This window comes from Actinomadura chokoriensis, assembly GCF_041463665.1.
In the GTDB taxonomy this organism is placed as follows: Bacteria; Actinomycetota; Actinomycetes; order Streptosporangiales; family Streptosporangiaceae; genus Spirillospora; species Spirillospora chokoriensis_A.
The window spans coordinates 133,724-159,184 of record NZ_JAXCEJ010000011.1; the positions used below are offsets into that span (position 1 = coordinate 133,724).

The 25,461-nt window shown below is 71.6% G+C and carries 18 protein-coding genes, 2 tRNA genes and 1 riboswitch; of the genes, 5 read left to right on the plus strand and 15 right to left on the minus strand.

The genetic code is table 11. The features are described from left to right. Nucleotides 1-34 precede the first annotated feature (34 nt). Complete coding sequence (locus SM418_RS18955; protein ID WP_371942338.1) at nucleotides 35-718, plus strand: TetR/AcrR family transcriptional regulator; 684 nt, start codon at nucleotides 35-37, stop codon at nucleotides 716-718. Between the two features lie 227 nt (nucleotides 719-945). On the opposite strand, the gene SM418_RS18960 is transcribed toward SM418_RS18955, so the two are convergent. The 5 genes from SM418_RS18960 to SM418_RS18980 all read right to left on the minus strand — a co-directional run bounded on the left by SM418_RS18960 (nucleotide 946) and on the right by SM418_RS18980 (nucleotide 3,221). Then, nucleotides 946-1,018: transfer RNA gene (locus SM418_RS18960), tRNA-Lys, on the minus strand. Between the two features lie 84 nt (nucleotides 1,019-1,102). Continuing rightward, nucleotides 1,103-1,669, minus strand: a complete 567-nt coding sequence (locus SM418_RS18965) for a response regulator transcription factor (RefSeq protein ID WP_371942337.1) — start codon at nucleotides 1,667-1,669, stop codon at nucleotides 1,103-1,105. Nucleotides 1,670-1,790: 121 nt separating this feature from the next. Next, nucleotides 1,791-1,866: transfer RNA gene (locus SM418_RS18970), tRNA-His, on the minus strand. 55 nt (nucleotides 1,867-1,921) lie between these two features. Then, entirely contained in the window at nucleotides 1,922-2,518 is a 597-nt protein-coding gene (gene orn / locus SM418_RS18975) for an oligoribonuclease (protein WP_371942336.1), read from the minus strand. A gap of 52 nt (nucleotides 2,519-2,570) precedes the next feature. After that, complete coding sequence (locus SM418_RS18980) at nucleotides 2,571-3,221, minus strand: pyridoxamine 5'-phosphate oxidase family protein (protein ID WP_371942335.1); 651 nt, start codon at nucleotides 3,219-3,221, stop codon at nucleotides 2,571-2,573. A 116-nt stretch (nucleotides 3,222-3,337) separates the two neighbouring features. Between SM418_RS18980 and pdxR the strand changes: the two genes are divergently transcribed. After that, a complete protein-coding gene (gene pdxR / locus SM418_RS18985; protein ID WP_371942334.1) occupies nucleotides 3,338-4,657 on the plus strand; it encodes a MocR-like pyridoxine biosynthesis transcription factor PdxR in 1,320 nt (439 codons plus the stop codon). Nucleotides 4,658-4,697: 40 nt separating this feature from the next. Here the strand turns inward: pdxR and SM418_RS18990 are convergent, their stop codons facing one another. After that, on the minus strand, nucleotides 4,698-5,384 hold the full coding sequence (locus SM418_RS18990; protein WP_371942333.1) for a hypothetical protein: 687 nt from the start codon (nucleotides 5,382-5,384) through the stop codon (nucleotides 4,698-4,700). A gap of 488 nt (nucleotides 5,385-5,872) precedes the next feature. On the opposite strand from SM418_RS18990, the gene SM418_RS18995 reads away from it, so the two are divergent. Next, nucleotides 5,873-6,958: a phosphotransferase family protein gene (locus SM418_RS18995; protein WP_371942332.1), complete on the plus strand. Its 1,086-nt coding sequence runs from the start codon at nucleotides 5,873-5,875 to the stop codon at nucleotides 6,956-6,958. A gap of 69 nt (nucleotides 6,959-7,027) precedes the next feature. Here the strand turns inward: SM418_RS18995 and SM418_RS19000 are convergent, their stop codons facing one another. The 3 genes from SM418_RS19000 to SM418_RS19010 all read right to left on the minus strand — a co-directional run bounded on the left by SM418_RS19000 (nucleotide 7,028) and on the right by SM418_RS19010 (nucleotide 12,861). After that, nucleotides 7,028-8,497, minus strand: a complete 1,470-nt coding sequence (locus tag SM418_RS19000; RefSeq protein ID WP_371942331.1) for an RNA polymerase sigma factor — start codon at nucleotides 8,495-8,497, stop codon at nucleotides 7,028-7,030. A 253-nt stretch (nucleotides 8,498-8,750) separates the two neighbouring features. Next, a complete protein-coding gene (locus SM418_RS19005; protein WP_371942330.1) occupies nucleotides 8,751-10,259 on the minus strand; it encodes an RNA polymerase sigma factor in 1,509 nt (502 codons plus the stop codon). A gap of 277 nt (nucleotides 10,260-10,536) precedes the next feature. Then, entirely contained in the window at nucleotides 10,537-12,861 is a 2,325-nt protein-coding gene (locus SM418_RS19010) for a substrate-binding domain-containing protein (protein WP_371942329.1), read from the minus strand. Nucleotides 12,862-13,086: 225 nt separating this feature from the next. Here SM418_RS19010 and SM418_RS19015 point away from each other — a divergent pair, with 225 nt between their 5' ends. Further along, entirely contained in the window at nucleotides 13,087-13,905 is an 819-nt protein-coding gene (locus SM418_RS19015) for a TrmH family RNA methyltransferase (RefSeq protein WP_371942328.1), read from the plus strand. Nucleotides 13,906-13,981: 76 nt separating this feature from the next. On the opposite strand, the gene SM418_RS19020 is transcribed toward SM418_RS19015, so the two are convergent. The 4 genes from SM418_RS19020 to SM418_RS19035 all read right to left on the minus strand — a co-directional run bounded on the left by SM418_RS19020 (nucleotide 13,982) and on the right by SM418_RS19035 (nucleotide 20,641). Then, nucleotides 13,982-14,980: a hypothetical protein gene (locus SM418_RS19020; RefSeq protein WP_371942327.1), complete on the minus strand. Its 999-nt coding sequence runs from the start codon at nucleotides 14,978-14,980 to the stop codon at nucleotides 13,982-13,984. 119 nt (nucleotides 14,981-15,099) lie between these two features. After that, nucleotides 15,100-15,468 (minus strand): UCP033725 family protein, encoded by a 369-nt coding sequence (locus SM418_RS19025; RefSeq protein ID WP_371942326.1) that lies wholly within the window; start codon nucleotides 15,466-15,468, stop codon nucleotides 15,100-15,102. After that, nucleotides 15,465-19,283, minus strand: a complete 3,819-nt coding sequence (locus SM418_RS19030; RefSeq protein WP_371942325.1) for an SseB family protein — start codon at nucleotides 19,281-19,283, stop codon at nucleotides 15,465-15,467. The genes SM418_RS19025 and SM418_RS19030 overlap by 4 nt, the downstream gene beginning before the upstream one ends. Before the next feature lie 101 nt (nucleotides 19,284-19,384). Next, complete coding sequence (locus SM418_RS19035) at nucleotides 19,385-20,641, minus strand: aminotransferase class V-fold PLP-dependent enzyme (RefSeq protein WP_371942324.1); 1,257 nt, start codon at nucleotides 20,639-20,641, stop codon at nucleotides 19,385-19,387. A 41-nt stretch (nucleotides 20,642-20,682) separates the two neighbouring features. Then, nucleotides 20,683-20,799, minus strand: a riboswitch (SAM riboswitch). Between the two features lie 50 nt (nucleotides 20,800-20,849). Here SM418_RS19035 and SM418_RS19040 point away from each other — a divergent pair. Then, the gene (locus tag SM418_RS19040; RefSeq protein WP_371942323.1) at nucleotides 20,850-21,221 is read left to right on the plus strand and encodes a DUF8711 family protein; all 372 of its coding nucleotides are present in this window, start codon (nucleotides 20,850-20,852) and stop codon (nucleotides 21,219-21,221) included. Between the two features lie 23 nt (nucleotides 21,222-21,244). On the opposite strand, the gene SM418_RS19045 is transcribed toward SM418_RS19040, so the two are convergent. Beyond that, on the minus strand, nucleotides 21,245-23,947 hold the full coding sequence (locus tag SM418_RS19045) for a transglycosylase domain-containing protein (RefSeq protein ID WP_371942322.1): 2,703 nt from the start codon (nucleotides 23,945-23,947) through the stop codon (nucleotides 21,245-21,247). 239 nt (nucleotides 23,948-24,186) lie between these two features. Then, nucleotides 24,187-25,338, minus strand: a complete 1,152-nt coding sequence (locus tag SM418_RS19050) for an FKBP-type peptidyl-prolyl cis-trans isomerase (RefSeq protein WP_371942321.1) — start codon at nucleotides 25,336-25,338, stop codon at nucleotides 24,187-24,189. Between the last annotated feature and the right edge of the window lie 123 nt (nucleotides 25,339-25,461).

The window sequence follows — 25,461 nt, forward strand, 5'->3', positions numbered from 1 at the left end:
GTTACTTTCAGCGATCATCGAAACGAGGTACAGCGTGCCCGAGCCCGCCGCCAAGACCGGCGGAGCGAGCGGGGGGCGCACCCGTGTCGACCGGCGCCGCGAGACCACGCCACAGCGTCTTCGCGAGGCGGCGCGCGTCGTCTTCGAACGGGACGGCTTCCACAACGCCCGGCTCTCCGACATCAGCACTGAGGCGCAGGTCGGATCGGGGACGCTTTACAACTACTACCGGTCCAAGCACGATCTGCTCTACGAGTTGATGAAGGGCATCTCCGCCGAGTTGACCGGGATCGCGGCCGACCACATCAGCGCGCAACAGGACCCCGCCCGTCGCGTCCGGGAAGTCAACCGGGTCTACATCAACGCGTTCCGGCGCAACGCCCACGTTCTCCAGGCCGTCTATCAGGCGCGCGACGAGGACGAGCGGCTGAAGGCCCAGTGGGACGAGGTCGCCGACCACTTCCAGAGCAGAGTCACCCGCGCCATCGCCGAGTGGCAGAAAGCCGGCATGGCCTACAGCGATCTGGACCCGCGTCACACCGCGCACGCCCTGACGCTGATGGTCGAGCGCGTGGTCATGGCCTGGTCGTACGAAGGCGTCGAATACGACGCGGAAGTCCTGATCGACACACTCGACAAGATCTGGATCCGGTCGCTGGGACTGACGAGCGCCGCCAAAAGCGAGCCCGGCACGACTCCGCGGCCCGTGACCGATTAACCCGAGGCGCCTTCACCGCCCTTCGGACGGCATCGTGGTCGAGACCTGCGGGAGGCGGCGGAGGTTTCGGCCGGGCGGGCACGGAGCGCTAGTGTTCGCGCGTGAGCTTGAAACTGCATCCGATCGATCTCGACCAGGCTCTTTGGAGACCTGACCGCAACGGCGATTGCAACGAACACAAACAGGGCGTACGCCGGTGATCGGGGGTACGCCCTGGTGGTTGCGGGTGCGCCGTCAGGGACTTGAACCCCGAACCCGCGGATTAAGAGTCCGCTGCTCTGCCAATTGAGCTAACGGCGCGTGTCGTGTGGGGCCTCGGCCGTGGTCGGGGTCCCTGGCGACAGGAAGAACAGTATCAGGACCCGCGGAGCAGTGCGAATCGGTTCAGTCCCGGGCGGGGAGGACGCTCACCATGCCGCGCCAGAGGGCGATGGCGGTGGCCCGGGAGCTGACGCCGAGCTTGGCGTAGATGCGGTTGACGTGGTTCTTCACGGTCTTCTCGCTGAGGAAGAGCTGGCGGGCGATCTCGCCGTTGGAGCGGCCGGTGGCGATGAGGTCCATGACCTCGGACTCGCGGGCGGACAGGCCGAGGGTGGTGCGGGACGCGTCGCGGACGCCGCGGATGAGGTCGAGGGCGGTGAAGGAGCCGGGGACGAGATGGCCGCACGCGCCGGCGCGGAGGGCCGCCTCGACGGCGGCGGGGTCGTCGGAGAGGAGGAAGACGCGGGACGTGCCGCTGAGGGGGTTCGCGTGGCCGGCGGAGGCCGCGTCGAGCAGGACGATGTCGGGGCGCAGGCGTTCGGCCAGGGTGCGGGCGGTCAGCGGATCGGAGGCGGCGGCCACGACCCGGAGCTCGTCGCTGCCGTCCAGGAGGGAGATCACGTCCGCGCGAACCCGGGGGTCGGCGTCCACCACGAGGACGCGGAGGGGGGCGGTCTCGTCGACACTCATCCGTTGCCCTTGGGGTGTCGTTGACATGTATAGGGACGGAGCATAACCGGACGATCTCCGGGAGTCGATGGACCGCGCCGGACACGACGAAGGCCCCGGTCGATGACCGGGGCCCCGCACCTGGGGTGAGTGAGGGGACTTGAACCCCCGACATCTTGGACCACAACCAAGTGCTCTGCCAGCTGAGCTACACCCACCGTGGCCGGGAGCACGTCCCGGCTCCAAGTAGTGTAGCGGTTCCGGGAGGGTGGGTCAGCCGGAGGACACCTTGGCGGCGATGCCGCGGGCGGTGTCGGAGTCGGGGCCGGGCTGCGGGACGAAGACGGCGGCTCGGTAGTAGCGCAGTTCCTGGATGCTCTCGGTGATGTCGGCGAGGGCCCGGTGGCCGCCCTTCTTCTCCGGGCTGGCGAAGTACACGCGCGGGTACCAGCGGCGCGCCAGTTCCTTGATGGACGAGACGTCCACCATGCGGTAGTGGAGGTGCCCGTCGAGGGCGGGCATGTCGCGGGCGAGGAACGACCGGTCCGTGGCGATGGAGTTGCCGCACAGGGGCGCCTTCTTGGCGTCCTTCACGTGGCTTCGGACGTAGCCGAGGACGGTGTCCTCGGCCTCGGCGAGGGTGACGCCGCTGGGGAGGGCCTCCAGCAGGCCGGACGTGGTGTGCATGTCCCGGACGACTTTGGTCATCTGCGTCACGGTCTCCGGCGGCGGTTTGATGACGACGTCGACGCCCTCGTCCAGGATGTTGAGCTCGCTATCGGTGACCAGTGCGGCTATCTCGATGAGCGCGTCGTTGCGCAGGTCGAGTCCCGTCATCTCGCAGTCGATCCAGACCAGCCGCTCGTTCATGGATTCACCCTACGGCCATGGACGACTGCGCGGGGCACCGAGTCCGGTCGAATCAAGAGGTCACGCGACGGGCGATATGGCGCGGAACGGGAATGCCGGGGCGCAGCAGCGGGTCGGGGGACGGGTGCCCGAACGTCTGCTGGACGGGGAGGACGCCGGCCCAGACGTCCAGGGCGTGGTCCGGCTCGTCGTCGTTGGGCGGTCCTTGGCGCACTTTGACGGACGCCTCGGAGAGAGGAATTGCCAGTACGGCGACGGCGGCGAGTTCCTTGCGGGTGGGTTCGCGGGCCACTTCCCATTGGCCGGGGGCCATTTGCTCGGTGATGGCCTGGAGGCCGATGAGCTTTGCCTCTGTGTCGGTTATCGGTCGGGGCGTTCCGTAGATGACGGCACTTCGGTAGTTGATGGAGTGGTGGAACACGGATCGGGCCAAGACGATGCCGTCCAGGTGGGTCACGGTTACGCAGACGTCTTGGGATGGCCCTGCCATGAGGCTGCTCGCACCGGTGGAGCCGTGGACGTAGAGGGTGTCCTCTAGGCGGCCGTAGCCGGTGGGGAGGACGAGGGGTGCGCCGTTCACGATGACGCCGAGGTGGCAGATCATCCCGGCGTCGAGGATGTCGTACAGGACGGTTCGGTCGGCGCTGGAGCGTTCGGGGTGCCTGCGGAGGCGCGTGCGGGCGGTGGAAGAGAGTGGGTTCATGCCGTTTACGCTAGGAGGCGAGTGGCCTGGTCAGTATGGCCACTTGGTGCGTATAGCCGGAGACCACTTTGTCGATCGATCTGCCCCTCGTCGTTGACCGGGACGCAAGGGAGCCGATGAGCGCCCAGCTCGTCGGCCAGTTGCGGGAGGCCATGGCGGAGGGACGGCTTGCTGCGGGCGAGCGGCTTCCGTCCAGCAGGGCGCTGGGAAAGCTGCTGGGCGTCAGCCGGACGGTGGTGACCGAGGCCTATGAGCAGTTGTACGCGGAGGGCTGGCTGGACGGTCGGCATGGGTCCGGGACGTACGTGACCGAAGGCGTCGTCGCCGCGCCTGAGCCGAGACCGCAGAAGCCCACGACGAGATCAGCGCGGCGGGCTGCGGCCCCACACGAGATCGACCTGCGGCCGGGTCTCGCCTGGATCGGGGCGCTGGATACACCGGCATGGCGTAGGGCATGGCGGCTGGCTGCCGGAATGCCACCGCAGCAGCGCCAGGATCCGCACGGTCTGCCGGGACTACGCGTGGCGCTCGCCGACTACATCAGGCGTAGCCGCGGCGTGAGCTGCCCCTTGGATGGGCTCCTTGTGACGCGGGGGGCGACGAACGGGCTCGATCTGCTTGCCGCGACCGTGCTCCGTTCGGGTGACCGCGTAGGGGTGGAGGAGCCCGGCTATGGGAGGGCACGGGCCGTCCTAGAGGGGCGCGGTGCGGAACTCGTGCCATGTCCCGTCGACGAGCACGGGCTCATCGTCGACGGCCTGCCCGACGATCTCCGCATCGTCTACACGACGCCGTCGCACCAGTACCCGATGGGCGGCGTCCTGCCCATCCCGCGCAGGCAGGCGCTGCTGGCGTGGGCGAGACGCAACGGGGCGCTCATCGCCGAGGACGACTATGACGGAGAGTTCCGGTTCGACGTGGCGCCCCTGCCGGCCTTGTACGGGCTCGACCCGGACGTGGTGGTGTATCTCGGCACGACGGCGAAGATCCTCACGACGGACATGGGCGTCGGCTGGCTGGCGGGGAGCCCGGACCTGGTGGGCGAGGTGGCGCTGCGCCGGGAGCGGTTGAACGACCGCACGGCCGTCGTCCCGCAGGACGCGCTGCGCCTCCTCCTGGAACGGGGCGATCTCGACAGGTACGTCCGCCGGATGCGCGCCGAGTACGCGCGGCGGCGGGAGGTGGTGGTGCGGGCGCTGGACGGCCTGTCGCTGCGCGGCGAGACGGCGGGCCTGCACCTGGTGGTGGACGTCCCGGATCCCGAGGCCCGGCGCGTCTCGGCGGAAGCGGGCGAACAGGGCGTTCTGGTCGAGACCTTGGAACGTCACCACATGGGGCCGGCGCGCGCGTCCGGCCTGGTGATCGGCTATGGCTCGGCCGCGACCACGGCCGAACTGCGTGCGGGCTGCGAGGTCGTCCGCGCGCTCGCCGGCTGAGCGGGCGGTCGGTCAGTTGGACTCGGTCAGTTGGACTCGGTCAGTTGGACATGGCGGACTGGCCGACCGGTACCGGTTCCGAGGCGGGACGCAGCGGCGCGGGCGACGGCGGCTCGTTCTGCGGCGGGAGGACGGTGTCGGGCGTGCGCCGGCGCGGCGGCAGGACCCGGGCCCCGGCGGGCGCGCCCGGGGCGCGGGGCTTCGGGATGGAGACGGGGGTGTCGGGCCCGGTGATGCGCCGGATGTCGATGCCGCCGGGGTCGGGGCGGTCGAGCGTCGGCACCTGCGAGGCCCCGTAGTGCCCGCCGCGCGCCCACTCCTTGCGGCTGCGCAGCGCGTGGTAGGACTGCGGCGACTGCAGCGGGGGACCTGCGGGCCAGCGGCGAGCGACGTCCCACGCGTCCAGCCACGGGAGGATCGCGTCGAGTCCGGTGAGCAGCGATCCGGTGAACGGCGTCCGGGACTGGCCGACCACCATGATCTGTGCGCAGACGCGCCCCTCCCGGCCGACGCTGTCGCCGAGCAGCCGGGCCGCGCGAGTGATCGGAAGGAGCTGGACGATCTCGCCGGTGCCGGGGTGCCACACGAGGTGCGCCGGCCGCTCCTCCTTGACGAGGTCGGCGGCCACCGAGCGCGCTGAGACGGTGCGCGGATCGTACTCGCCCGCGCACCAGACGGCACGGGGAGCACCTCCCCGCAACGCTCCGCCATCGTGTCGTGCCGGCATGCGGCCGGCTCCCGGCAGCCATGCGTCTGCCACGCTGCGTCCCCCCCAATCGGGCGGTCTAGTCCCGAATGGTCTAGTCCTCTTCTCTTAGCCCAGCGAGACTAATGAAGTCCAGCCTGCCGTCTCATGGGCTGGAATGACGGCTTTCGACATCCGTGCCGGGATGCGCCCTGTGTGCTTGGGTGTCGCCGCAGATGCGTACCCCGGGTGTCCAAAGATTCCACCTTGCGTGACTTTTTTCTCCTGCGAGTTCTGCCGAAACGACTGTCCGCGGCCGGTCAGTTCCATGTTCGCCCAGGTCAACGCCGATTCTGAAGGTCAGGTAGGCGATTGCCGGCCGGCGGCCGGAAGTGGCCGACAACGCACGGGCGCGTACGCGCGTCCGCGCGCAGAAGCGCCCCCGGGTGCGCACGGACGCGCACGGGCGCTCATCCAGGTACGGGGGTGGGGTTCACAGCCCGGACCGAGCCGCGTTCTAATAGGGCGTCATGACCGTTGACGCAGAACTTCCGGCCGGGGTCCCCGGCATCGACGTCCCCCGCCTGGCGGCCTGGCTGGCCCGTGAGCTGCCCGGTTCGGGACGGATCACCGCGATCGACCTGATCGCGGGCGGGCGTTCGAACCTGACGTACGGGATCACCCTGGACGGCGGCCGCCGCGTCGTGCTGCGCAGGCCGCCGCTCGGGCACGTCCTCCCGACGGCCCACGACATGGGACGCGAGTACCGGGTGCTGTCCGCGCTCGGCGGCGGGACGGCCGTGCCGGTACCGAAGACGCTGGCGTTCTGCGACGACGAGGACGTCATCGGCGCCCGCTTCTACCTGATGGACTTCGTCGACGGCCGCGTCCTGCGCACCAGCGAGGACGCCGAGGGGATCACCCCCGAGCAGGCGCGCGGCCTGTCGAACGCGCTCGCGGAGGCCCTCGCGGCGATCCACACCGTCGACGTGCAGGCCGTGGGGCTGGCGGACTTCGGCCGGCCGTCCGGCTACATGGAGCGCCAGCTCAAGCGCTGGGGCAAGCAGTGGGACAGCTCGCAGGAGGCGATCCGGGGCACCGGGACCACCCGTGACCTGCCCGAGTACGACCGGCTTGTCGGGCGGCTCGCCGAACGGCTGCCGGCGGACGCGCCCGCCCGGCTCGTCCACGGCGACTTCCGGCTCGACAACGCGCTGGCCCGGCTGGAGCCGCGCCCCGAGATCGCGGCCGTCGTCGACTGGGAGATGTCGACGCTGGGCGACCCGCTGTCCGACCTCGGGCTGACGCTGGTCTACTGGGCCGAGGCCACCGACGCCGAGCAGCTTCCCGTCGGCGCGACGATCACGGCGGCGCCCGGCTTCTTCACCCGCCGCGAGTTCACCGACCGGTACGCCGCGCTGACCGGCTTCGACTTCGCCGACCTCGACTTCTACGTCGCGTTCGCGTGCTTCAAGCTCGCGGTCATCCTGGAGGGCATCCACGCCCGCTTCCTGCAGAACGCGACCGTCGGCGAGGGCTTCGACCAGATCGGCGCGGGCGTGCCCGTCCTGCTGGAGCGCGCCCACCGCACCCTGGACACCGGCTCCCTCTCCTGACGCGCCGCCGGCCCTGCCCCCGGACCCACCCGTCCGCCGGAGGACCCAGCCGTCCGGCGGACGGCGCGGTCAGCAGATGAAGGACACCGACGCCGTGCCGCCGGGCGAGAACGTCACGGAGCCCCTCTGCGAGCCGATGCAGAAGCTGGTCGCCCGCGACACCTGCACGCCGCTGCTCTCCCCGGCGTCCAGGCGGCCGGCGCCGCCCGCCTGGACCGGGCCGGAGGTGTCGGTCACCCGCCAGTTCACCGGGCCGCCGACCGCGGTGATCCTGATCGTGCACGAGTCCCTTCGCTCCATCTCGCAGCCGGACACCAGGAGAATGCCCGGCCGCGACGGCACCGGTGTCCGCGTCGTCGGCCGCGTCGGGGGCTTCGTCGACGGAGTCCGCGACGGGGTCTTGGACGGCGAAGGCGACGGCGACCTGGACTTCGTCGGGGACGGCGAGCTGACCGTCGGGGACGGGCTGGTCGGGGACGGCTCGGGCACGCCCGAGTCCTCCGGCGAGCCGCTGTCGCCGGGCGCCGTCGGACCGGTCGCCGCGGAGTTCGTCCCGCCGCTCCCGCTGTGCAGCCAGGACCAGGCGCCGACGAACAGGACCATGATCCCGACGCCCACGGCGACGGCCGCGAGCAGCGGGCCCCGGCGGCGGGGCGACCGGTCGCGGGCGCGCGGCGCGGCCGGCTGGTAGGGCAGCGGCCAGCCGTACTCGTCGAACGGCTCGGTCCACGCCGCGATGGCGCGGCGGTTCCCGGCCCGGTCCTCGGCGGTCGCGGCGGTCAGCACGTCCAGCCGCAGGTCGGCGGGGATCGCCGCGACCGGCAGGACGGACAGCAGCCGGTCCGGCGGCAGCGGCGGTGTCTCCTGCGCCCCGCACACCGGGCAGCTCTCCACATGCCGGACGAGCGACGCCGACGCCTGCGGCGTCAGCGGCCACGACCCGGCCAGTGCCGCGACGCTCGGGCAGCTCTCCCGGTGGCTCTGGGCGATGAGGGCGGCGCGCAGGGCGGCGGCGAGGTCGGTGCGGGCCTTCTCGACCAGCGCGAGCGTCTCCTCCAGCGGGATCCCGAAGACGCCGCACAGGTCGACCTCGTCCAGCTCGTGCCGGACCGACAGGTCGATCGCCTCGCGCTGCCGGCCGTTGAGCGCGGCGAGCGCGCTGTGCGCGAGCATGCGGCGCTCCGCGCGGCGGGCGAGCTGCTCGGGGCTCAGCGCGTCGTCGGCCTCCGGCGCCTCCTGGCCGACGTGGCGGTTCGGGCTGTCGCGGCGCCGCATGCACTCCTTGCGGGCGATCGCGTAGAGCCAGCCGCGCAGCCGTTCCGGCTCGGTGAGCCGGTCCACGTGCTCGCGGGCCGCGATGACGACGTTGCGGAGCGCGCCGGCCGCCTCCACCCGGTCGCGGAGCAGACCGTGGCAGTAGTCGAAGAGGAACGGCGCGTACGTGTCGTAGACCTCGGTGAGGGCGATGACGTCCCCGGCTCGCAGCGAGTCCGCCAGCCTCTGGTCGTCGTTCCGCCCGGCCCCTGGCTCACCGGCCACGGGAACCCTCCCAGTCGAATTCGGTGGTGTTGTAGATCGTGCCCCCGGCGAGCCCCGACGCCCGTCGGCCGACTCTGGTTGCCTGATCTTGCCACCAAGTTGCTGGGATTTCTCATCTATGGGCCGATCACCTGACTGATTCGGCCCGTCATGTGATCGTTTGTCCTAGTCGAGCGACACCCGGTCACACGAAAGTGGCCTACATCACGCCCGCAGGTCAGCGGCCCTCAGCGCGGCCCTCGGCGCGGCCGTCTCAGCCGGACTGGCCATCACCCGGCGAGCACGTCCAGGAGACGGTCACGCTGCCGTTCGGGGAGAAGGAGACGGGACCGGCGCCGGACCCCTCGCAGCTCTGGGAGAGCGTCACCGTGGCGCTGGCGCTCCTGCCGCTGGCGAGCGTGCCGCCACCGCCGGCGCTGAGAGGCGCCGCGGCCGATGCCGACCAGGTGACGGTTCCGCCGACCGCGCGGACCCGGATCGAGCAACTCTCTCCGGGAGTCAGATGGCACCCGCCGCCGACCACCAGCGTGCCCGCCGACGGCTTGCTCGTGCTCGGGCGGGGCTGGGACGAGTGCGACGCCGGCCGGCGCGACTGCGACGGCGTCAGGGTCGGAGTCGGGGAGGTCGTGCTGGGGGTGGGCGTCGGGGTTTCGCTCTTGGTGGGAGTCGGCGAGTCCGACGGTTCCTCGGACTCGGGCGGCGAGGACGGGTCGAGCACCGACTCCGACGCGCCCCCGGACGGGCCCTGCGCGCTCGTCCCACCGGTGGACGAGCCGGACAGCACGTAGAACGCCCCCGACACGATCACGATGACCGCCGCAGCGGCCGCCAGCGCGGGCCAAAGCGCGCGCGGGCCGCGTCGTTCGGAGGGAGTGTCCTGCTTGGCCGTCCGGTCGACGATGTAGGGCCAGCCCCACTCGTCGAGCGGTTCGGCACGATGCGCGATGTGGGCCAGGTCAGGGGCCAGCGCGGCGTCGGTGGCGGTGGCCATGACGTGCCCGCGCAGGTCGTTGGGGATCATCGCGACCGGCAGCACCTGCAGGAGCCGCGCCGCGGGCGCGGCCTGTTCCCGCCGCGGCCCGCACACAGGGCAGGATTCGACGTGCTGGACGACCCTGCGGACGACCGGCGGCGGCAGCGGCCGGCCGCCGCCGTCGCCGGCGATCGCGGCGAGGTCGGGGCAGGCGGAGCGTCCCGTGCGGGCGAGGTAGGCGGCGGCGAGCGCGTCGTCGAGGCGGGCGCGGGCCGCGCCGGTCAGGTTCGCGGCCTCCTGCTCGTCCAGGTCGAGGACGCCGGCGACCTCGAAGGCGTCCAGGCCGTGCCGCAGCATGAGGTCGAGCGACTCGCGCTCGCGCCCGCGCAGGGTCGACAGGGCACTGTGGACGAGCCGGCGGGCCTCCTGCCGCCGGGCCAGCTCCGCGTCGTCCAGGAAGCCGTCCTCGACCTCGGGGGCCTCGTGCCGCTCGGCGGGACGACCCGGGTCGCGCAGGAGCCGCATGCACTCGTTGCGGACGAGCGCGTACAGCCAGCTGCGGAACCGCTCGGGCTCCCGCAGGACGGGCACGTGCGCGTAGGCGGCGATGAGCGCGTCGTGCAGCGCCCCGGCCGCCTGCTCCTGGTCGCGCAGCAGAGCGTGGCAGTAGTCGTACAGGCGGGCCGCGTAGCGATCCATGACCTGGATGAGCGCGCTCGGATCGCCTGCGGCCAGCGCTCGGGCCAGCCGTTCATCGTCGGCGCGGTCAAAACTGGGCCAACCGGACACAAGGTCCTCCCGCGGGCTGTGTTCGGATTCCTCGTCCGCATCGTGAGGGACGGGCTGGGAGATCCAAGAGGGGAGCGGTGCACTGTCCCGCCGCCGGTGCTCGCCCGGCGGTCACTTCCCCGTCACGGGCCGGGGGGAAATGAGGTCGGAGGCCCGACGGCCCCGCTCCCCGTCGGGCCTCCACACGTTTGACGATCGACTCCGGCGCCCGGTTGACACCGGAGAGCAGGAAAAATCGAGAACTACCTGCCGCATCCATGAGATCACCGAAACGTGATCACTGGATCCGCCGGGACAGCATCTTGAGGAAGATCCTGGAGATCTCCTGCGGCGTCTGCGCGACCTGGACGTTGCCGTTCGTCGCCGCGGCGATCTGCTCCAGCTCGCCCCGGTCCACGCCCTTGCCGAACCCGATCATGTTCACCTGGATGGGCTTGTTCGGGTCCTGCATGGCCTTCAGCTGCTTCAGCGTCTCCGCCAGCGAAGGGCCGCCGTCGTCGTCGTTCTTGCCGTCGGTCAGCAGCAGGATCGAGTTGCCGAACTCCGGCTTGTAGGTCTCGTTCATCTGCTTGTACGCGGCCAGCATCGTCCGGTACAAGCCGGTGTCGCCGTTCGGCTTCGGCTTCATCTGGTTGAGCGTCGACAGGACGAGGCCGCGCCGGGTGGTGGACCCGATCCGCTCACCGAGCGGGCCGATCGGCACCGCGACCTTGTACGGCAGGTCGCCGTTCATCTTCGTCGAGAACAGCCACTGGCCGAGCTCGGTGTCGTTGGACATCATGCTGAGGCCGCCCTGCGACACCGCCGCGATGGCCTGCAGCCGGTTGGTGTTCGGCCCGACCTTCTCCAGCATCGACCCGGACACGTCGATCAGCGTCAGCATGCGCAGCCCGAGCGACAGCTTCGACCACGCCTGCATGATCTTCGCGACGTCCTGGGTCTTCGGCGTCGGCAGCTGCCGCGGCTTGGCCGGGCTGACCCCGGCCGCCTCGGTGAAGCCCGCCGGCGCCTTGCCGTCGGGGGTGCGGAACCCGAGCTCCTGGACGTCCTTGCGGGTGGCCTCGGTGTTCATCGCCTTCTCCAGCAGCCGGGCCGCCTGCTGCTTGCCGGCGTCCTTGCTGGTGACGGTGAACGGGTAGTCCATCGACAGCGTGCCCTCGATCGGGTACAGCGCCACCGCGGGCTCGCCCGGCTTCGTCTTGTTGTACTGGAAGAGAGCCTGCTCGGACGACAGCGAGATCGGCTTCTTGCCGCCCTGGTTCTTGCGGAACGCGGCGAACTCCGCGTCCACCGACGGGACGGTGCTCTCCCGGACCGTCCGGACGATGCCGGTGAAGATCGAGTCCCGGTTGGGGTCGTTCGCGAGCAGCATGCTCGTCACCATGAGCGAGCCCATGCCGGCCGCGTTCTTCATCGGGTCCGGCACGACCAGCCGCACCGAGCCCGCCGGGATCATCTCGTTCTTCGTCACCGCGCCGCCCGCGACGCCGCCCGCGGCCTTCAGCAGGTTGTCCCAGGACGGGCTGGCGGTGATGCCCTGCTTCTTCAGCTGCACGGCGAGGGACTGCGGCAGTCCCACGACGATCGGGCTCTTGGCGACCGAGGTCTTGGTGGAGACGACGCCGCCCTTGTCATCGCCCTCGGCGCTGGCCTGCGCCAGCGAGATCCACAGGGACGAGTCGGGGATCCACACGTCCGGGCGCTCCTTGGACCCGCTCGCCACGGCCTGCCCGGACAGCAGCGTCGTCACCGCCGGCGGCTCGATCTTCCTCACCGTCGCCTTGACGCACTTGCCGTCGACCTTGCTCTTGCCGTCGTTGAAGCGACCGGCGGCCTTCTCCACGGCCGGCGCGATGTCCGGCGCCACCGCGACCGACAGGTTCATCGCGTCGTCGCCGGAGCAGCCGCCGCCGCTCTCGGCGAACGCGTAGACGCCGACGCCGAGCAGCAGCGCGAGGCCCACGGCCCCGGCCATCGGCCCGATCAGCGCGGTCGCGCTGCGCTTGCGCTTGCGGCGGCCGTACTCGTAACCGCCGGACCCGCTGTCATAGCCGCCCGACCCGCCGCCCGGCCCGCCGCCGTAACCGCCGGACCCTCCGGATCCGCCCGGCCCGCCGGAACCGCCCGCACCGCCGCCGAAGAATCCCGAGGGGCCGCCGTCCGAACTGCGGATCGCGTCGTACTCGCTGTACCCGGTGCCGGCGAGCGGTGAGGATTCGGGCGGGGGACCCTGCGGGGACGACGACCGCGGCTCGCCCTGCGGGTACCCGCCGGATCGTCCGAGACCGTAGCCGCCCGCGTCGGACGCGCCGCCGAACCCGCCGGAACCGTAGACCGGCTCCTCGGAGGACTGCCGAGGGGTGAACCACTCAGGCGTCTCGCCGGACGCGCCGGGCTGCGGTGCTCCCTGCGGTGCTCCCTGCGGTGAGCCCTGCGGTGCTCCCTGCGGCCCGCCCTGGGGCTGGGAGAGCGGCCGGTCCTGGCTTTCCCGCCCGCCGAACCAGTCGGACGACCCGTCGTTGGCCGGGCCGAAGACGGGCCTGGACGCGTCGAAGCCGCCCTTGGCCCCCTCTGGGAAGTCATTGCGATGACGTCCGCTCATGGCCTGCCCTCGATTCACCAGAAACCCGCCGATGCTTCCCGGCACTGTAGTAGTACGAACCAGAGGTTACAAAGAACTCAAAACCGATAATGACGCAGGTCATCACCGTATGACCGGACGAGCCTGGCATCGTTCGGCCCCTCCGTCACGGACCGCGACGACGGCGGTACGAATCAGCGCGAACGCCCGTCCGGATCCGGCCGCCGCGGGCGGCAGACTTGAGGCATGGCCGACCTCATCCCCGTCTCGGACCCAGCCGACCTCCGCCTTTCCGACTACGTGCGGCTCCGCGACGTGAACCTCCGCAAGAGCCTGGAGGCCGAGCACGGCCTGTTCGTCGCCGAGGGCGAGAAGGTGATCCGCCGCGCGGTCGCCGCCGGCCACCCCGTCCGCTCCCTCCTCATGGCGCGCCGCTGGGCCGAACCGCTCGCCGACCTCCTGGACGGCCTGGACGCCCCCGTCTACGTCGCGGACGACGCAACCATGGAGTCGATCACCGGCTTCCAGGTGCACCGCGGCGCCCTGGCATCCCTGGAGCGCCTCCCGCTGCCCCCGCTCCAAACCGTCCTGAGCGGCGCCCGCCGCCTCATCATCTGCGAGGACATCGTCGACCACACCAACATCGGCGCGATCTTCCGCTGCGCGGCGGCCCTCGGCGTGGACGCCGCCGTCCTCGCGCCCCGCTGCGCCGACCCGCTCTACCGTCGCTCTGTCAAGGTCTCGATGGGCGCCGTGTTCGCCCTCCCGTACGCCCGCATGACCGACTGGCACAACGATCTCTCCGTGATCCGCGCCGCGGGATTCCAGCTCCTCGCCCTGACCCCGGCCCCGGACGCCGAGCCCATCGACGACGTGAAGGCGGCCGACCGCCGGGCGCTGCTCCTCGGCTCCGAAGGGGACGGCCTGTCGTCCCGCTGGCTGCACGAGGCCGATCACCGCGTCCGCATCCCCATGAACGAGACGGCCCAGGCCCGCGGCGTCGACTCCCTGAACGTCGTGGCCGCCGCCGCCATAGCCTGCTACACGCTGACACGGGGCATCTGAGCACCCTCAACTGCGCCGCGCCCGGACGGAAAACCGACGCCGATTCCGCCGGGCCGTGCTCACTTGTGGGGCTTGCTCACTTGCCGAACATGCCGTGGCGGGGGCGGCGGTGCGTTCCCTTCACGCGCTTCGCGGCCCCGGCCGGGATGCGCCGCCGTCCGAGCCGCAACTGCGTCAGCAGCAGGGAGATCGCGACCATCAGGGCGGCCAGCCATGCGATCTGCGTGCTCGCCATCCGCTCGAAGGTGAGGTCCTGCGCGATAGGTGCCGTGTTGCCCTGCAACCGGCTCTGCGGGCCTCCCGCCCCCGGCACCGGGCTCGGCGCGACCGACGGGCTGGGCGCCTGGATCGGCGGCAGCGCCACCTGCGGGTTCCTGGAGTCGAACGACGAGTTGGGCGACGGCGGCTCGTAAGTGCTCGTCCCCGACCCGCTGGAGGACGACCCGCCCCCCGAGCCCGAGCCGCCGCTCCCGCCGGAGCCGCCGCTCCCGTCCGTCCCGGACGTCTTCGTGGGAGTGGGCGAGGGCTTCTTCGTCGGCTTCTTCGTGGGGGAGGGGGTGGGCGTCTTGGTCGTCGGCGGCGGTGTGGGGGACTGCTCCGGAACGACGTATTTGATCGTCGCCGTCGGAGTCACCGCCTCCGAACCGGTCGCGCTCACGGTGACGCTGATCGTCACCGTGACCGTCTTCGCCGTCGATCCGGGGACGGACACCGTCGACGGGACGTCCTTGGACTCCCCGCCCGCGAGCGAGTCGAACGTGCAGCCCTTCGCGCAGTCGCCCTCGATCGTCGCGTCGGCCGACGCGGGGGTCGCCGCGATGGGCTCGATTTTGATGCCGGACACGGTGCCGTCCACGGCCTCGATGTGCGTCCGCACGGTGACCGCCTCGCCGGGCTTCGCCTCGGCGCTGGTCGGGCTGACGCTGACCTTGAGGGTGCCCGCGACCGGTTCGGACGCTGACGGGGTGTCTGACGGGGACGCCGTCGCGGCTGTGGCGGACGCGCCGCCGGCGGCGAGGACGGCCGCCGCGCCGAGACCGATGAACACCGGTTTGACCGCCGCTCGGCAGATCACCGCCGCAGCACCTCCGTCGCTTCGCCGTTGAGCGCCCGTGCCCGATATGCAACACCCGAGGGATCGCCTCGAGAGTCAAGCGAACACGGATCTCCGGGGCAAATCAACCCCGTCCGGCATCAGATCAACTCTTCCCGGACGTCCTCGACCTCGGAGGCGGGGGCCCACGTCTGCCAGACGCCCTGGTCGATGCGGTCGAGCCCCAGATTCTCGGCGACCGGGGCCCGTCCCCCCGTGTACTCGACGCGCAGCCACGTTTCGTGCTCGCCGACGATGACGAAGCGTTCCCCGCGCCAGCGGCACGTCGTCCGGACGTACCGGAGGTCCTCGATCTCGGACGCGGGGACGACCCGGCGGAACCGTCCGGCCCGCAGCTCCTCGAACCCGTCCGTGGGGCCGGGCGTGTACAGCCTGACCTCGCCGTCGGCGCCCGGCGCGGCCTCGAAGTCGCGTCCGAGCCAGCGCGCGACGTACCCGTCCCGGATCACTGAGCCGCCTCCGTCCGTCCGTCCCGGCCCTCGGGGCCCGCCTCGGGCCGGAGCCACGCGAGCTGGTCGGGGTCGTACATCGCCACGAACCGCTCGGACCGGTCGCGGCCGAGGTAGTACATCTCCGCCCCGTAGGGCAGCCGGACGCTGTCCACCTTGTACTCGCGGATGGACCCGGCGCTCCCCGGCGCGAAACCGCCGCCCAGGAACGGAGGCCGCTCGACGACCCAGCCGGCCTCGCCCCACGCGGCCACCTCCACCTCGTCCTGTCCGCCGAAGGGGACGCGGTACAGGTCGGGACAGTAGGCGGGCCATCGGATGACGTACACGCCGTCGTCGGCGAGCGAGAACGGGGAGCCCTCGTACAGCAGACCCAGCGTCTCGTACAACTGTCCGGGCGTCTGCAACTCGGCGACGTCGCCGGTCGAGTGCACGAACCCGCCGACCCGGTCGTAGGCCTGCTCCAGATACCAGGCGACATGCCCGTGCGGGACGACCTTCTGCATGATCGTCGGGGACGAGACGCGGTCGTCCAGGTCGGACGGCAGCTGCGCGACGTCCGGCTCCGGCCGCGGCGGTGGAAGCGGAACCTCGGGCCGCGCCGGGACGAGCCCGACCCGCACCGCCCACTCGCTGAGCGCCAGCACCTGGTCGCCTTGCAGCGACGCCCCGATGCGCGTCCCAGGGTTGAGCAGCATCGCCCAGTCCACGCTGGGCCACGCACCGATCAGCTCCCGGAAGTCGACGTACACGAACCGCGACTCCGGCAGCACCTCGCGCAGCCGCACCAGCGACGTGAACACCTGCACGGCGGACTCGCCCCGCAGCGCCGCGTCCCACCGGAACTCCCGCTGTACGGGCGTCACCTCAAGGGGCGCCTCGGCCGGGATCGGCACGAGCACGTTGGCGTTCAGCAGCACCCGCAGGAAGGCGTCGGAGTCCCCGCCCGAGGCGGCCTCGTACAGCTCCTGGTCGTGCCGGTTCCCGGGCTCGAACGGCGGCTCGGGGTCCTCGACGGCCCGCAGCCCGCGCTCACCGGGCGGGCCCGCCGGATCCGCGGCGCCCCGTGCCAGGTCGCCCGGCCGGGCGCCCGCCTCTCCCTGCGCGCCGGGCACGTCGGACGACGTCTCCCCGAACTGAGCCGCATCGTCACGTCCGGCAGAGCCGCCGACCGCGTCGGCACCCTGCTCCCCGAACGCGCGAGGCCCGCCGTAGGCGCCCTCACCGTCATGGACCGCGCCCTCACCGTCATGGACCGCGCCAGCGCCGCCGGTTCCCGGAGCCGCGCCCGCGACGCTTCCCTCCGGAGAGCCGGTGTCGTGACCAAGCTCGGCGCCGGACGCACCGACGCCGCCCGGCGCGGACACACCAGGCGCGGACACATCCGGCGCGGACACATCCGGCGCGCCGACGGGCCGCCCCGCATCGGACGCGTCGGCCTCGCTGAACGGCACCTCGCTGGAATGCGACGCGGGGCCAACCTCGGCCTCCGGCCCATCGGGCACCTCGGCACTGCCCGGCAGGTCAGCTGTGCCCGCGTTTGTGCCCGCGTTGTCTGGAGCGCCTTCATGCAGCGCGCCAGCCTGGTGGACGCGCTCGTCACGCGGGGGGATGCTGCTCCCGGCGTCGCGCGGGTCGGCCGGGCCGAATGCGTCACCGGCCGCGCCGGACGGTGCGGACCCGAGGGGATCGCGATACGTTCCCTCGCCGACGTGCGCCGCAGGCTCCTGCTCCGCGCTCACTCCGCCATACGACCCTGCGGTCGGGGCCTCAACCGGCGCGCCTGCGGCGTTCTGTATGCCTTCGTGCGCGATGCCTGGTGCGCTGACGTCCTGCTCTCCGGACGTTGGAAGGCCGGAGTGCGTCCCCGCGCCGAGGTCGGCCGCGGGCTCGTATCCCGTGCTCGGCCCGGCGGGCGGGCTTGCGCTCGTGGTTTCGGGGGGTGCGCCGATGCGGTGTTCTCCGGACGCGGCGAAGTCGCTGTGCGTCCTCTCGCCGGGGTTGGCTGCGGGTTCCTGTCCCGTGCTCGGTCCGGCAGGGGGGAGTGCGCTTGCCGGACCGCCGGGTACGTCGGTGCTGCCTGGCGTATTGGACGTGCCTACGCTGCCCAGAACGCTTTCGTGCGGTGAGCCGGTGTGCTGCCCGGGCTCGGCACGTGGGGCCACGTCTGCCACGTCTGCCGCGTCGCCTGTGGCGGCTGTGTCGCCGGGCGTGCCGGACAGGTCGGCCGCGCGGAGGTCGCGGTACGTCTCTTCGCTGGCGTTGGCCGCGGGCTCGTATCCCGTGCTGGGCTCGCTTGGCGGGCTTGGGCTCGTGGCGTCGCCGGGTGTGGCCGCGGCGTTCGGTGAGGCTTCGCGCGGGATGCCGGGCGCGGCGATGCGGTGCTCCCCGGACGTGCCCATGGCCGGGTCGCCAGGTGGGGCCGAGTGCCGTCCGGCCTCCGTGGGGACGGCAGGGGCCACCGGGACCGCCGGGGTGTCCGGCGGCGGCGGTGTGGACGCCGACGGGGGAGTCACCGGGCCGCGCAGGGTGCGGATCTGGTCGCCCGCCATGGCGGCGTCGATCGGGGTGCCCGGGTTGAGGACGAGCGTCCAGTCCGTGTCGGGCCAGGCGGCGGCCATCTCGTGGAGGCTCGGCATGATGAAGCGGGACGAGCCGATCGCCTCGTTCATCCACTTCAGGGACGTGTAGACCTGGATGGACGTCCGGCCGTGGACGGGAACGGGACGCCACGGGAAGTCGGGGTCGCCGGGCACGATGCCCCACGGGGTGTCGGCGTCGGCGGGCACCAGCACCTGGGCGCCGAGGAGGATCTTGTAGAAGGCGTCGGTGTCGCGGCGGCGGGCGGCGTCGAAGAGGCGTTGCTCGATGTCGTTCTGCGGTTCGAAGTGCTCCGTCATCCGCTGGGCGGCGCGCTGGTCGGCCCAGGTGGCGAGGCCGGGGAGCTGCTGGGCGAGGACGGTGCCGCCCGCGGGGGAGCCCGAGTTGATGGCGAGCAGCCAGTCGTGGTTCGGCCAGTAGCGCAGGGCGACGGTGAACGGCAGGTTGATGTACTCGGTGCCCTCGCCGGACGCTTCGATCAGGCGTTCGCGGGAGGTGAAGACCGGCACGACCGTGGACCCGTCGACCTCGCGGGTCTGCCACGGGAACCCGGGCCGCCCGGGGCGGAGCGTGAAGTCCATGTCGTCCGGGACGGGCAGCAGGACGTCGGTGGCCGCGAGGGTCTGCAGGAACAGGTCGTGGTCGTTGTTCGCGGCGGCGCGCAGCAGTTCGCGCTCGACGTCGTTCGCGGGCTGGAACTCCGGGCGGGGCGACTGCCGGGGCAGCTCGCGGTGCTGGTCGCGGAGTTCCTCCCAGGGCGCGGGCGCGCGGCCGACCTGCGGGGGGCGGCCGTCGCCGTCGGCGACCTGGCGGACGAACCACGCCGGCATCCGCGCCTCGATGGGCAGGACGGTGCCGACGCCGTGGGCGGGCGCGTCGATGGCGAGCCACCAGCGGGTGTCCGGCCAGGTCTCGGCGATGTCGCCGAACCGGAGCGTCATGAAGTGCTGGTAGGACGGCCCCAGGCAGGCGCGCATCGCCGACGCCGAGGTGTAGGCCAGCACGTGGACGCGGCCGTCCTCCTCCTGGGTCGGCCAGGACGGCTGCGTCTCGTTGGCGAGCACGCCGTCCACCAGTTCGGGCGGGACGGGGACGACGAGTTCGCTGTCCGCGAGGAGGCGGAAGTAGCTCTCCTGGTCCCCGGCCCGTACGGTCTCCTGCAGTCGGTGTTCCAGCTCCGACGTGGGTCGCCACGCGTCGGCCACGGTCGCCACCCCCTGTTTCCTCCGTGCTCGTCCCCGCGCGAGTGCCTACGCTACATGGGCGAACAGGACCAAAGAGCATAATCATCTGACTGCCCGCCGCTGTTCGCAGGTCAGCCCCTTGTCAGCCCCGCGAGGGCGGTGAGCAGCCGGTCGATGTGCTCCTCGCTCGTCCCTATGCCGAGGCTGGCGCGGACTGCGCTTTCCCCGCCCACCAGATGCCGGACGAAGGGGTGGGCGCAGAACTTCCCGTCCCGGACGCCGATGCCGTGCTCCTCCGACAGGGTAAGCGCCACGTCGCGCGCGTTCCAGCCGTCCACGGTGAACGACACGATCCCGACGCGCGGAGCCCGGTCGCCCCACAGCGACAGTTCCCGGACGTGCGGCAGCGCGGCGAGCCCCGCGCGGAGCCGGCCGACGAGGGCCTCCTCCCGGACGGCCAGATCCGACCAGCAGGCCGAGAGGGTCTCGCAGGCGGCGGCCAGCGCGATCGCGCCGAGGACGTTCGGCGACCCCGCCTCGTGCCGCTGCTCGGCGGACGCCGCCCACCGGGTCGTCTCCCCGACCGACGCGCTGGCGCCCCCGCCCTTCAGGTAGGGCACGGCGGCGCGCAGCCAGTCGGCGCGCCCGGCGAGCACGCCGGAGCCGAACGGCGCGTACAGCTTGTGCCCGGAGAACGCGACGTAGTCGAGGCCGTGCGCGGTCATGTCGAGCGGGCGGTGCGGGACGAGCTGCGCCGCGTCCACCGCGATCCGGGCGCCGTTGCGGTGCGCGACCCGCGCGAGTTCCTCGATGGGCCACAGCTCGCCGGTGACGTTGGACGCGGCGGTGACGACGAGCAGCCGCGACCCGGTCGGGCACGAACGCAGCGCGCGGTCGGCGGCGGAGACGGCCTCGGCCGGGGTGGCGGGCGCGGGAAGCCGCACGGCCCGCTTCCACGGCAGCAGGGACGCGTGGTGCTCGGTCTCGAACACGACGACGCTCGTCCCGGCGGGGACGGCCTGCGCCAGCAGGTTCATGGAGTCGGTGGTGTTGCGCGTGAACACCACGGCCGAGCGCCGCCACGCCCCGAGGAACGACCGGACGGTCTCGCGGGCCTCTTCGTACGCGCCGGTCGTGACCTGGGACGCGTAGCCCGCTCCGCGATGGACGCTGCTGTAGTACGGCAGCGCGCGGGTGACGGCCTCGTGCACCGCCTCCAGGCAGGGCGCGCTGGCGGCGTAGTCGAAGTTGGCGTAGGGGACGTGGCCGCCGTCCCGCAGCGGCACCGGGACGTCCGCCCCGACAACGCGCGGGATCCGGCGAACTCCGGACCCCTCGGGACGCGTCACAGCAGGCGTGATGGGGGAGCGGGCGAGCAGCGTGGGCATGCCGGGACCTTCCGGGTCAGGGACCCCGGAAGGACGGCCGGGATCCGCGCTTGCCGGAACGCGGTGCCGCGTCCGGCCAGGTCCTCACCCGGGGCACCCCATCGCGGACGAAGGGTTGCCGGCCAGCAAGCCGGGGCTTGACGCTGGCGCTCATGACCTAGTGCGGAATTATATGCGGGTCCGGTCGGGGATCAAGTGGGAGGGTGCGATGCGGTACGGGGTGGTTCGGGCGCTGGCCGGGGGCGTGTTGGTGCTCGGCGCCCTCAGCGGGTGCGGGATGCTCGGCGGCAATTCCGGCCAGGTGTGCACCGACACGAAGAAGGCGTTCCAGCAGTACGTCACCCAGGTCAGGAGCCTTCCGGCGGCCGAGCCCGCGCGGTGGCGGCAGGCGACCGAGCAGCTCGCCGGACGGCTGGACGGGCTGGCGAAGAAGGCCGACGACGCCGCGTTGAAGAAGGCGCTGAAGGCGGAGGCGGGCAAGCTGCGCTCCGCCGCCACCGCCGTCGGCACCGGCGACGTGTCCCAGCTGAACACCGTGATGAAGGAGACGCCGGCCAGCATCGGCGAGGCCTGCGACTGACGGGGGGCCGGGCTTGACCGGCCTCAGCCGGTCAAGCCCCAGCGATCTCCGCCGTCGCCCGTGCCGCCGCCCCCGTCGCCGCCACCGCCGGTGCCCGGATCGCCGGGGTCGCCGCCGTCACCTCCGCCGCCGCCCCCGCCGGGCTGGGTCGGTACTTCGGTCGGCAGCCCGGTCGGCGGCGTCGGGATGTCGGGCTCCCGCGTGGTCGGCGGCGGTTCGGACGGCCCCGTCGTGCGCGGCGGCTCCGTGGTGCCCGGCTCGCTCGGGCGGGTCGGCCCGCCGTAGCCGCCGCCCGGACGGATCGACGGCGACCCGAACGACTTGGGCTCGTAGTCCTTGATGTTGACGGCGTCCGTCATGTAGGTGCGCCAGATCTGGGCGGGCAGCTGCCCGCCGTACACGCCGTAGCCGGGGATGTTCAGCGGCTTGCCGTCGCTGCGGAACATCGCGACCGACGTCGCCATCTGCGGGATGAACCCGTTGAACCAGATCGCCTTGCCCTCGTCGGTCGTGCCGGTCTTGCCCGCGACGTCGCGGCCGTCGGGAAGCTGGGCGTTGGTCCCGGTGCCGCCCTCGACGACCTTCTGCATCGCGTAGGTCGCGTCCCGCGCGTTCTGCGCGCTGAGCGCCCGCTTCCCCTTCTCGGTGAACGTGCGCTTGTGGTCCTCGTTGTCGGTGACGGACTTCACCACGAACGGCGTGCGGTGGACGCCCTCGGACGCGAACGTCGCGTACACGCCCGCCTGCTGGACGGGATGCAGCGACACGATGCCGAGCGGGAACGTGGCGGCGTTCCGCTGGTCCGGCTTCATCTGCGACTCGGGGATGCCCATCTTCTCGGCCATCTTGACGATCTTCTCGTTGCCGATGTCCTGGCCGAGGTTGACGTAGGCGGTGTTGATCGAGTGCTGGGTGGCGGTGACGAGGTTCACCGATCCGAAGCTCTCGTTGCCGTCGTTGTGGATGGACGACCCGGCGAACGACTGCGGCGAACTGCCGTCGTAGGTGGTGCTGAGCGACCTGCCGTCCTGCAGCGCGGCGGCGAGCGCGATCGGCTTGAACCCGGACCCGGCCTGCGCCCAGTCGCCGAAGGAACTGCTCAGCGCCTCGTCCAGGTAGCCGCGGCCGCCGTAGAAGGCGAGCACCTGCCCGGTGGACGGGTCGACCGACACGGCCCCGGTGCGGATCTTCTTGCTCATCCCGGCAGGGGCGTTCTGCGTCACCGCCTGCTTCATCGAGTCCATCAGCCGCTTGTCGAACGTCGTGGTGATCTTCAGCCCGCTGCGGTTGATCTCGTCCTCGCTGTAGCCGCGGCGCTCGGTGAGCTCCTTCTTGGCCACGTTGACCATGTAGCCCTTCTGACCCTTGAGGACGTCGGTGATCTTCGCCTTGTCCGGCACGGGGAATGTCAGCGCCGCGGCGTCGGCCGAGGTCAGGTACCCGTCCCGGGCCATGTTCGCGAGGACGGCGCGCCACCGCTGCTCGGCAGCGGTGCGCTGGTCGCCGGTCGGGTCGGCGAAGTTGCTCGGCTGCTGGATCGCCGCCGCGAGGTAGGCGCCCTCGGCGGGCGTCAGGTCCGAGACGTCCTTGCCGAAGTAGGCGTGCGCGGCGGCCTGCACCCCGTAGGCGTTGCGCCCGAAGTAGATCGTGTTGAGGTACTGCTCCAGGATCCAGTCCTTGGACTTCTCCCGGTCGACCTTCAACGCGACCATGATCTCTTTGAGCTTGCGGGTGACCGAGCGCTCCTTGCCGATGCCGCCGTAGTAGTTGCGGACCATCTGCTGCGTGATCGTGGAGCCGCCCTGCAACTGCTGCCCGGTCACCGTGGACCAGAACGCGCGCGTGGTGCCCTTCACCGACACGCCCGGGTCGTCGTAGAAGCTGCCGTTCTCCGCGGCGATGACCGCGTTGCGGGTGCTCTCCGGGATGCGGTCGAGCTTGACCGCGTCGCGGTTGATGCCGGTCTTCGCGATCTGCGTCTTGCCGTCGGAGTAGTAGAAGGTGGGGCCCTGCGCGACCGCCTTCTCCTGCGGGGACGGGACGGGGGTGAACAGGTAGGCGAGGCCGAACGCGGCGATGCAGAACCCGATGAAGCCGAGCAGCAGGAACAGCGTCCGGCGCAGGTACCGCGACCTGCGGCTGCGCGGCTTCTTGCCGCCTTCGCCCCCGCCGTCCCCGCCGTCGCCGTCGTCTCCGGGCGGCTGGGATCCTCCGTGCTTGGGCGAGGCGGCGGCCATGGTCTTGGTATCACCGGTGAGCGGCACTTCGACACCACCCGACCCAGATTCGTCCGCGGCCTCGCGAGACTCGCCCGTCCCACCGGCCCCGCCGGACTCGGCCGCCTTGCTCACGTTGTCCGATGCGACGGCGGGTGATGCGATGGCGGGTGATGCGATGGCGGGTGATTCGGTGCGTGCTGATTCGGTATCTGCCGCTTCGGTGCGCGCAGCTTCGGTGTGTGCGGCTTCGGGGAGTGTTCCGGCATCGCGTGATTCGCCCGCATCCTCGGCGTAGTCGGGTGCTTCGCGGACCTTGTCGCCGTTCTGTGATTTGTCTCCCGCGTCCGGGAATTCGGCGTCCTGAACGGCTTCCTCGGTCTCCGCGGTCAGCGTTCCGGTGACCTGGGCGTTCGTGCCGGACGGTGCCCCCACCTCGGTGCCGTCCCCGCCCACCTCGGCGGGCCCGGAGGACGCTCCGCCCTCCGGGGCCTTTTCGCTGTCGCTCACAAGCCCCCCGTGATTAATGCGTTACCGACGATACCTGAGGGGATCCGTGCGCCGACCGCCCAATGCGCAACCGCAAGGCTTCCCGATAGGAGGACGGGCCATCGGTCCCGCCGGTTGTCGTGCGGGACGCCGCAATGCGGGTTTCTCGCAAACGCCGAGCGGCGGGGCGCCGATCGGTGCCCCGCCGCTCTCACGCCGTCCTCACCGGCGGCCCCGCGCGCGGCCGTGCCGCGGCCGGCTCACTTCTGGATCTTGGCGAGGATGTCCACCACGAACACCAGGGTGTCGGTGCCCTTGATCTTGGGCGGGCTGCCCTCCTTGCCGTAGCCCTCCGCGGGCGGCAGGACGAGCAGGACGCGGCTGCCGACCTTCGCGCCGGTCAGGCCCTTGTCGAAGCCGGGGATGGTCGCCCCGGTGCCGATCGGGAAGTTCGCGGGCTGCTTGTTGGCCCAGCTGGAGTCGAACGTGTCGCCGGTCTTCCAGATCTTGCCGACGTAGTTCACGATGGCCTCGTCGCCCTTGGCGAGCGCCGGCCCGTTGCCCTCGACGAGGGTCTTGGCCTGCAGCTTGCCCGGCGCGGCCACGTCCGGGACCGTGATCTTGGGCTCCTTGGCGCCCTTGTCCTCGACCTTGGGCAGGTTCTTGTCGTCCAGCTTCTTCGCGGTCCCCTCCGGCTTCGGGTCCTTCGCGATGGCGCCCTGGACGTCCATGACGAAGACCACCGCGTCCTTGGCGGTGATCTGCTGCGGGCTCAGCTGGCTGAGGTCCTTGGACGGCGGGAGTTGCAGGACGACCCGGCTGCCGACGGTGCGGCCGACCAGGTTCTTGTCGATCTCCTTCAGGCCGCTGTTGCCGATGACCAGGGGCCGCGGGCCGCTCGGCTGCTGGGCCTGCTGGTCCCAGGTGGAGCTGACCTTCTCGCTCGTGCTCTTGACGCGCGAGTTCTCCTCGTCCTTGTCCTTGGACCACTTGTAGGTGGCGAAGGAGACGTAGACGGTGTCGCCGCTGGCGATCGCGCGTCCGGTCCCCTTGATCGGCGTGGTCACCTTCACCGCCGTGACCGGCGCGAGCTTGGTCGGGATCTCGACCTTCGGCTCGGAGGCGAACTTGCCGGTCACCGAGAGCTCGGGGCCGGGCCGCGTGACCCACCACGCGACGCCGCCGGAGATGGCCAGCGCGGCCACCACGATCCCGGCGATCATCATCAGCCGGCGCTTGCGCGCCTGCTTGGCGGTCAGCGCGGACGGGGCCGACGGCCGGTTCAGCCCGCTGCCGCGCCCGGCGCTGATGCCGTGCGGGGTGAACTCGGGGCTGCGAATGCTCTGGGCGTTCGGGATCTTCGCCTTCGCCTTGACCACCGGCTTGCCCCGGGGCTTGTCATCCTCGGACATGGTTCCTCACTTGCTCCGGGTTAGACGACATCACGAACGTGACCACCCTTCCAGGGCCGGGCTAAGCGCAGCGTGAAAACCGTGTAAAGGAGGCCGACCCGCAATCTACCGGTCACGCGCGGA

Excerpts from the sequence above, each read along its gene's own strand:
- SM418_RS19015 (WP_371942328.1), top strand. The coding sequence starts at position 13,087 with ATGGCCGACCTCATCCCCGTCTCGGACCCAGCCGACCTCCGCCTTTCC.
- SM418_RS19010 (WP_371942329.1), bottom strand. The coding sequence starts at position 12,861 with ATGAGCGGACGTCATCGCAATGACTTCCCAGAGGGGGCCAAGGGCGGC.
- SM418_RS19040 (WP_371942323.1), top strand. The coding sequence starts at position 20,850 with ATGCGGTACGGGGTGGTTCGGGCGCTGGCCGGGGGCGTGTTGGTGCTC.
- SM418_RS19035 (WP_371942324.1), bottom strand. The coding sequence starts at position 20,641 with ATGCCCACGCTGCTCGCCCGCTCCCCCATCACGCCTGCTGTGACGCGT.
- pdxR (WP_371942334.1), top strand. The coding sequence starts at position 3,338 with ATGAGCGCCCAGCTCGTCGGCCAGTTGCGGGAGGCCATGGCGGAGGGA.
- SM418_RS18995 (WP_371942332.1), top strand. The coding sequence starts at position 5,873 with ATGACCGTTGACGCAGAACTTCCGGCCGGGGTCCCCGGCATCGACGTC.
- SM418_RS19050 (WP_371942321.1), bottom strand. The coding sequence starts at position 25,338 with ATGTCCGAGGATGACAAGCCCCGGGGCAAGCCGGTGGTCAAGGCGAAG.
- SM418_RS18990 (WP_371942333.1), bottom strand. The coding sequence starts at position 5,384 with ATGCCGGCACGACACGATGGCGGAGCGTTGCGGGGAGGTGCTCCCCGT.
- SM418_RS18980 (WP_371942335.1), bottom strand. The coding sequence starts at position 3,221 with ATGAACCCACTCTCTTCCACCGCCCGCACGCGCCTCCGCAGGCACCCC.
- SM418_RS18965 (WP_371942337.1), bottom strand. The coding sequence starts at position 1,669 with ATGAGTGTCGACGAGACCGCCCCCCTCCGCGTCCTCGTGGTGGACGCC.
- orn (WP_371942336.1), bottom strand. The coding sequence starts at position 2,518 with ATGAACGAGCGGCTGGTCTGGATCGACTGCGAGATGACGGGACTCGAC.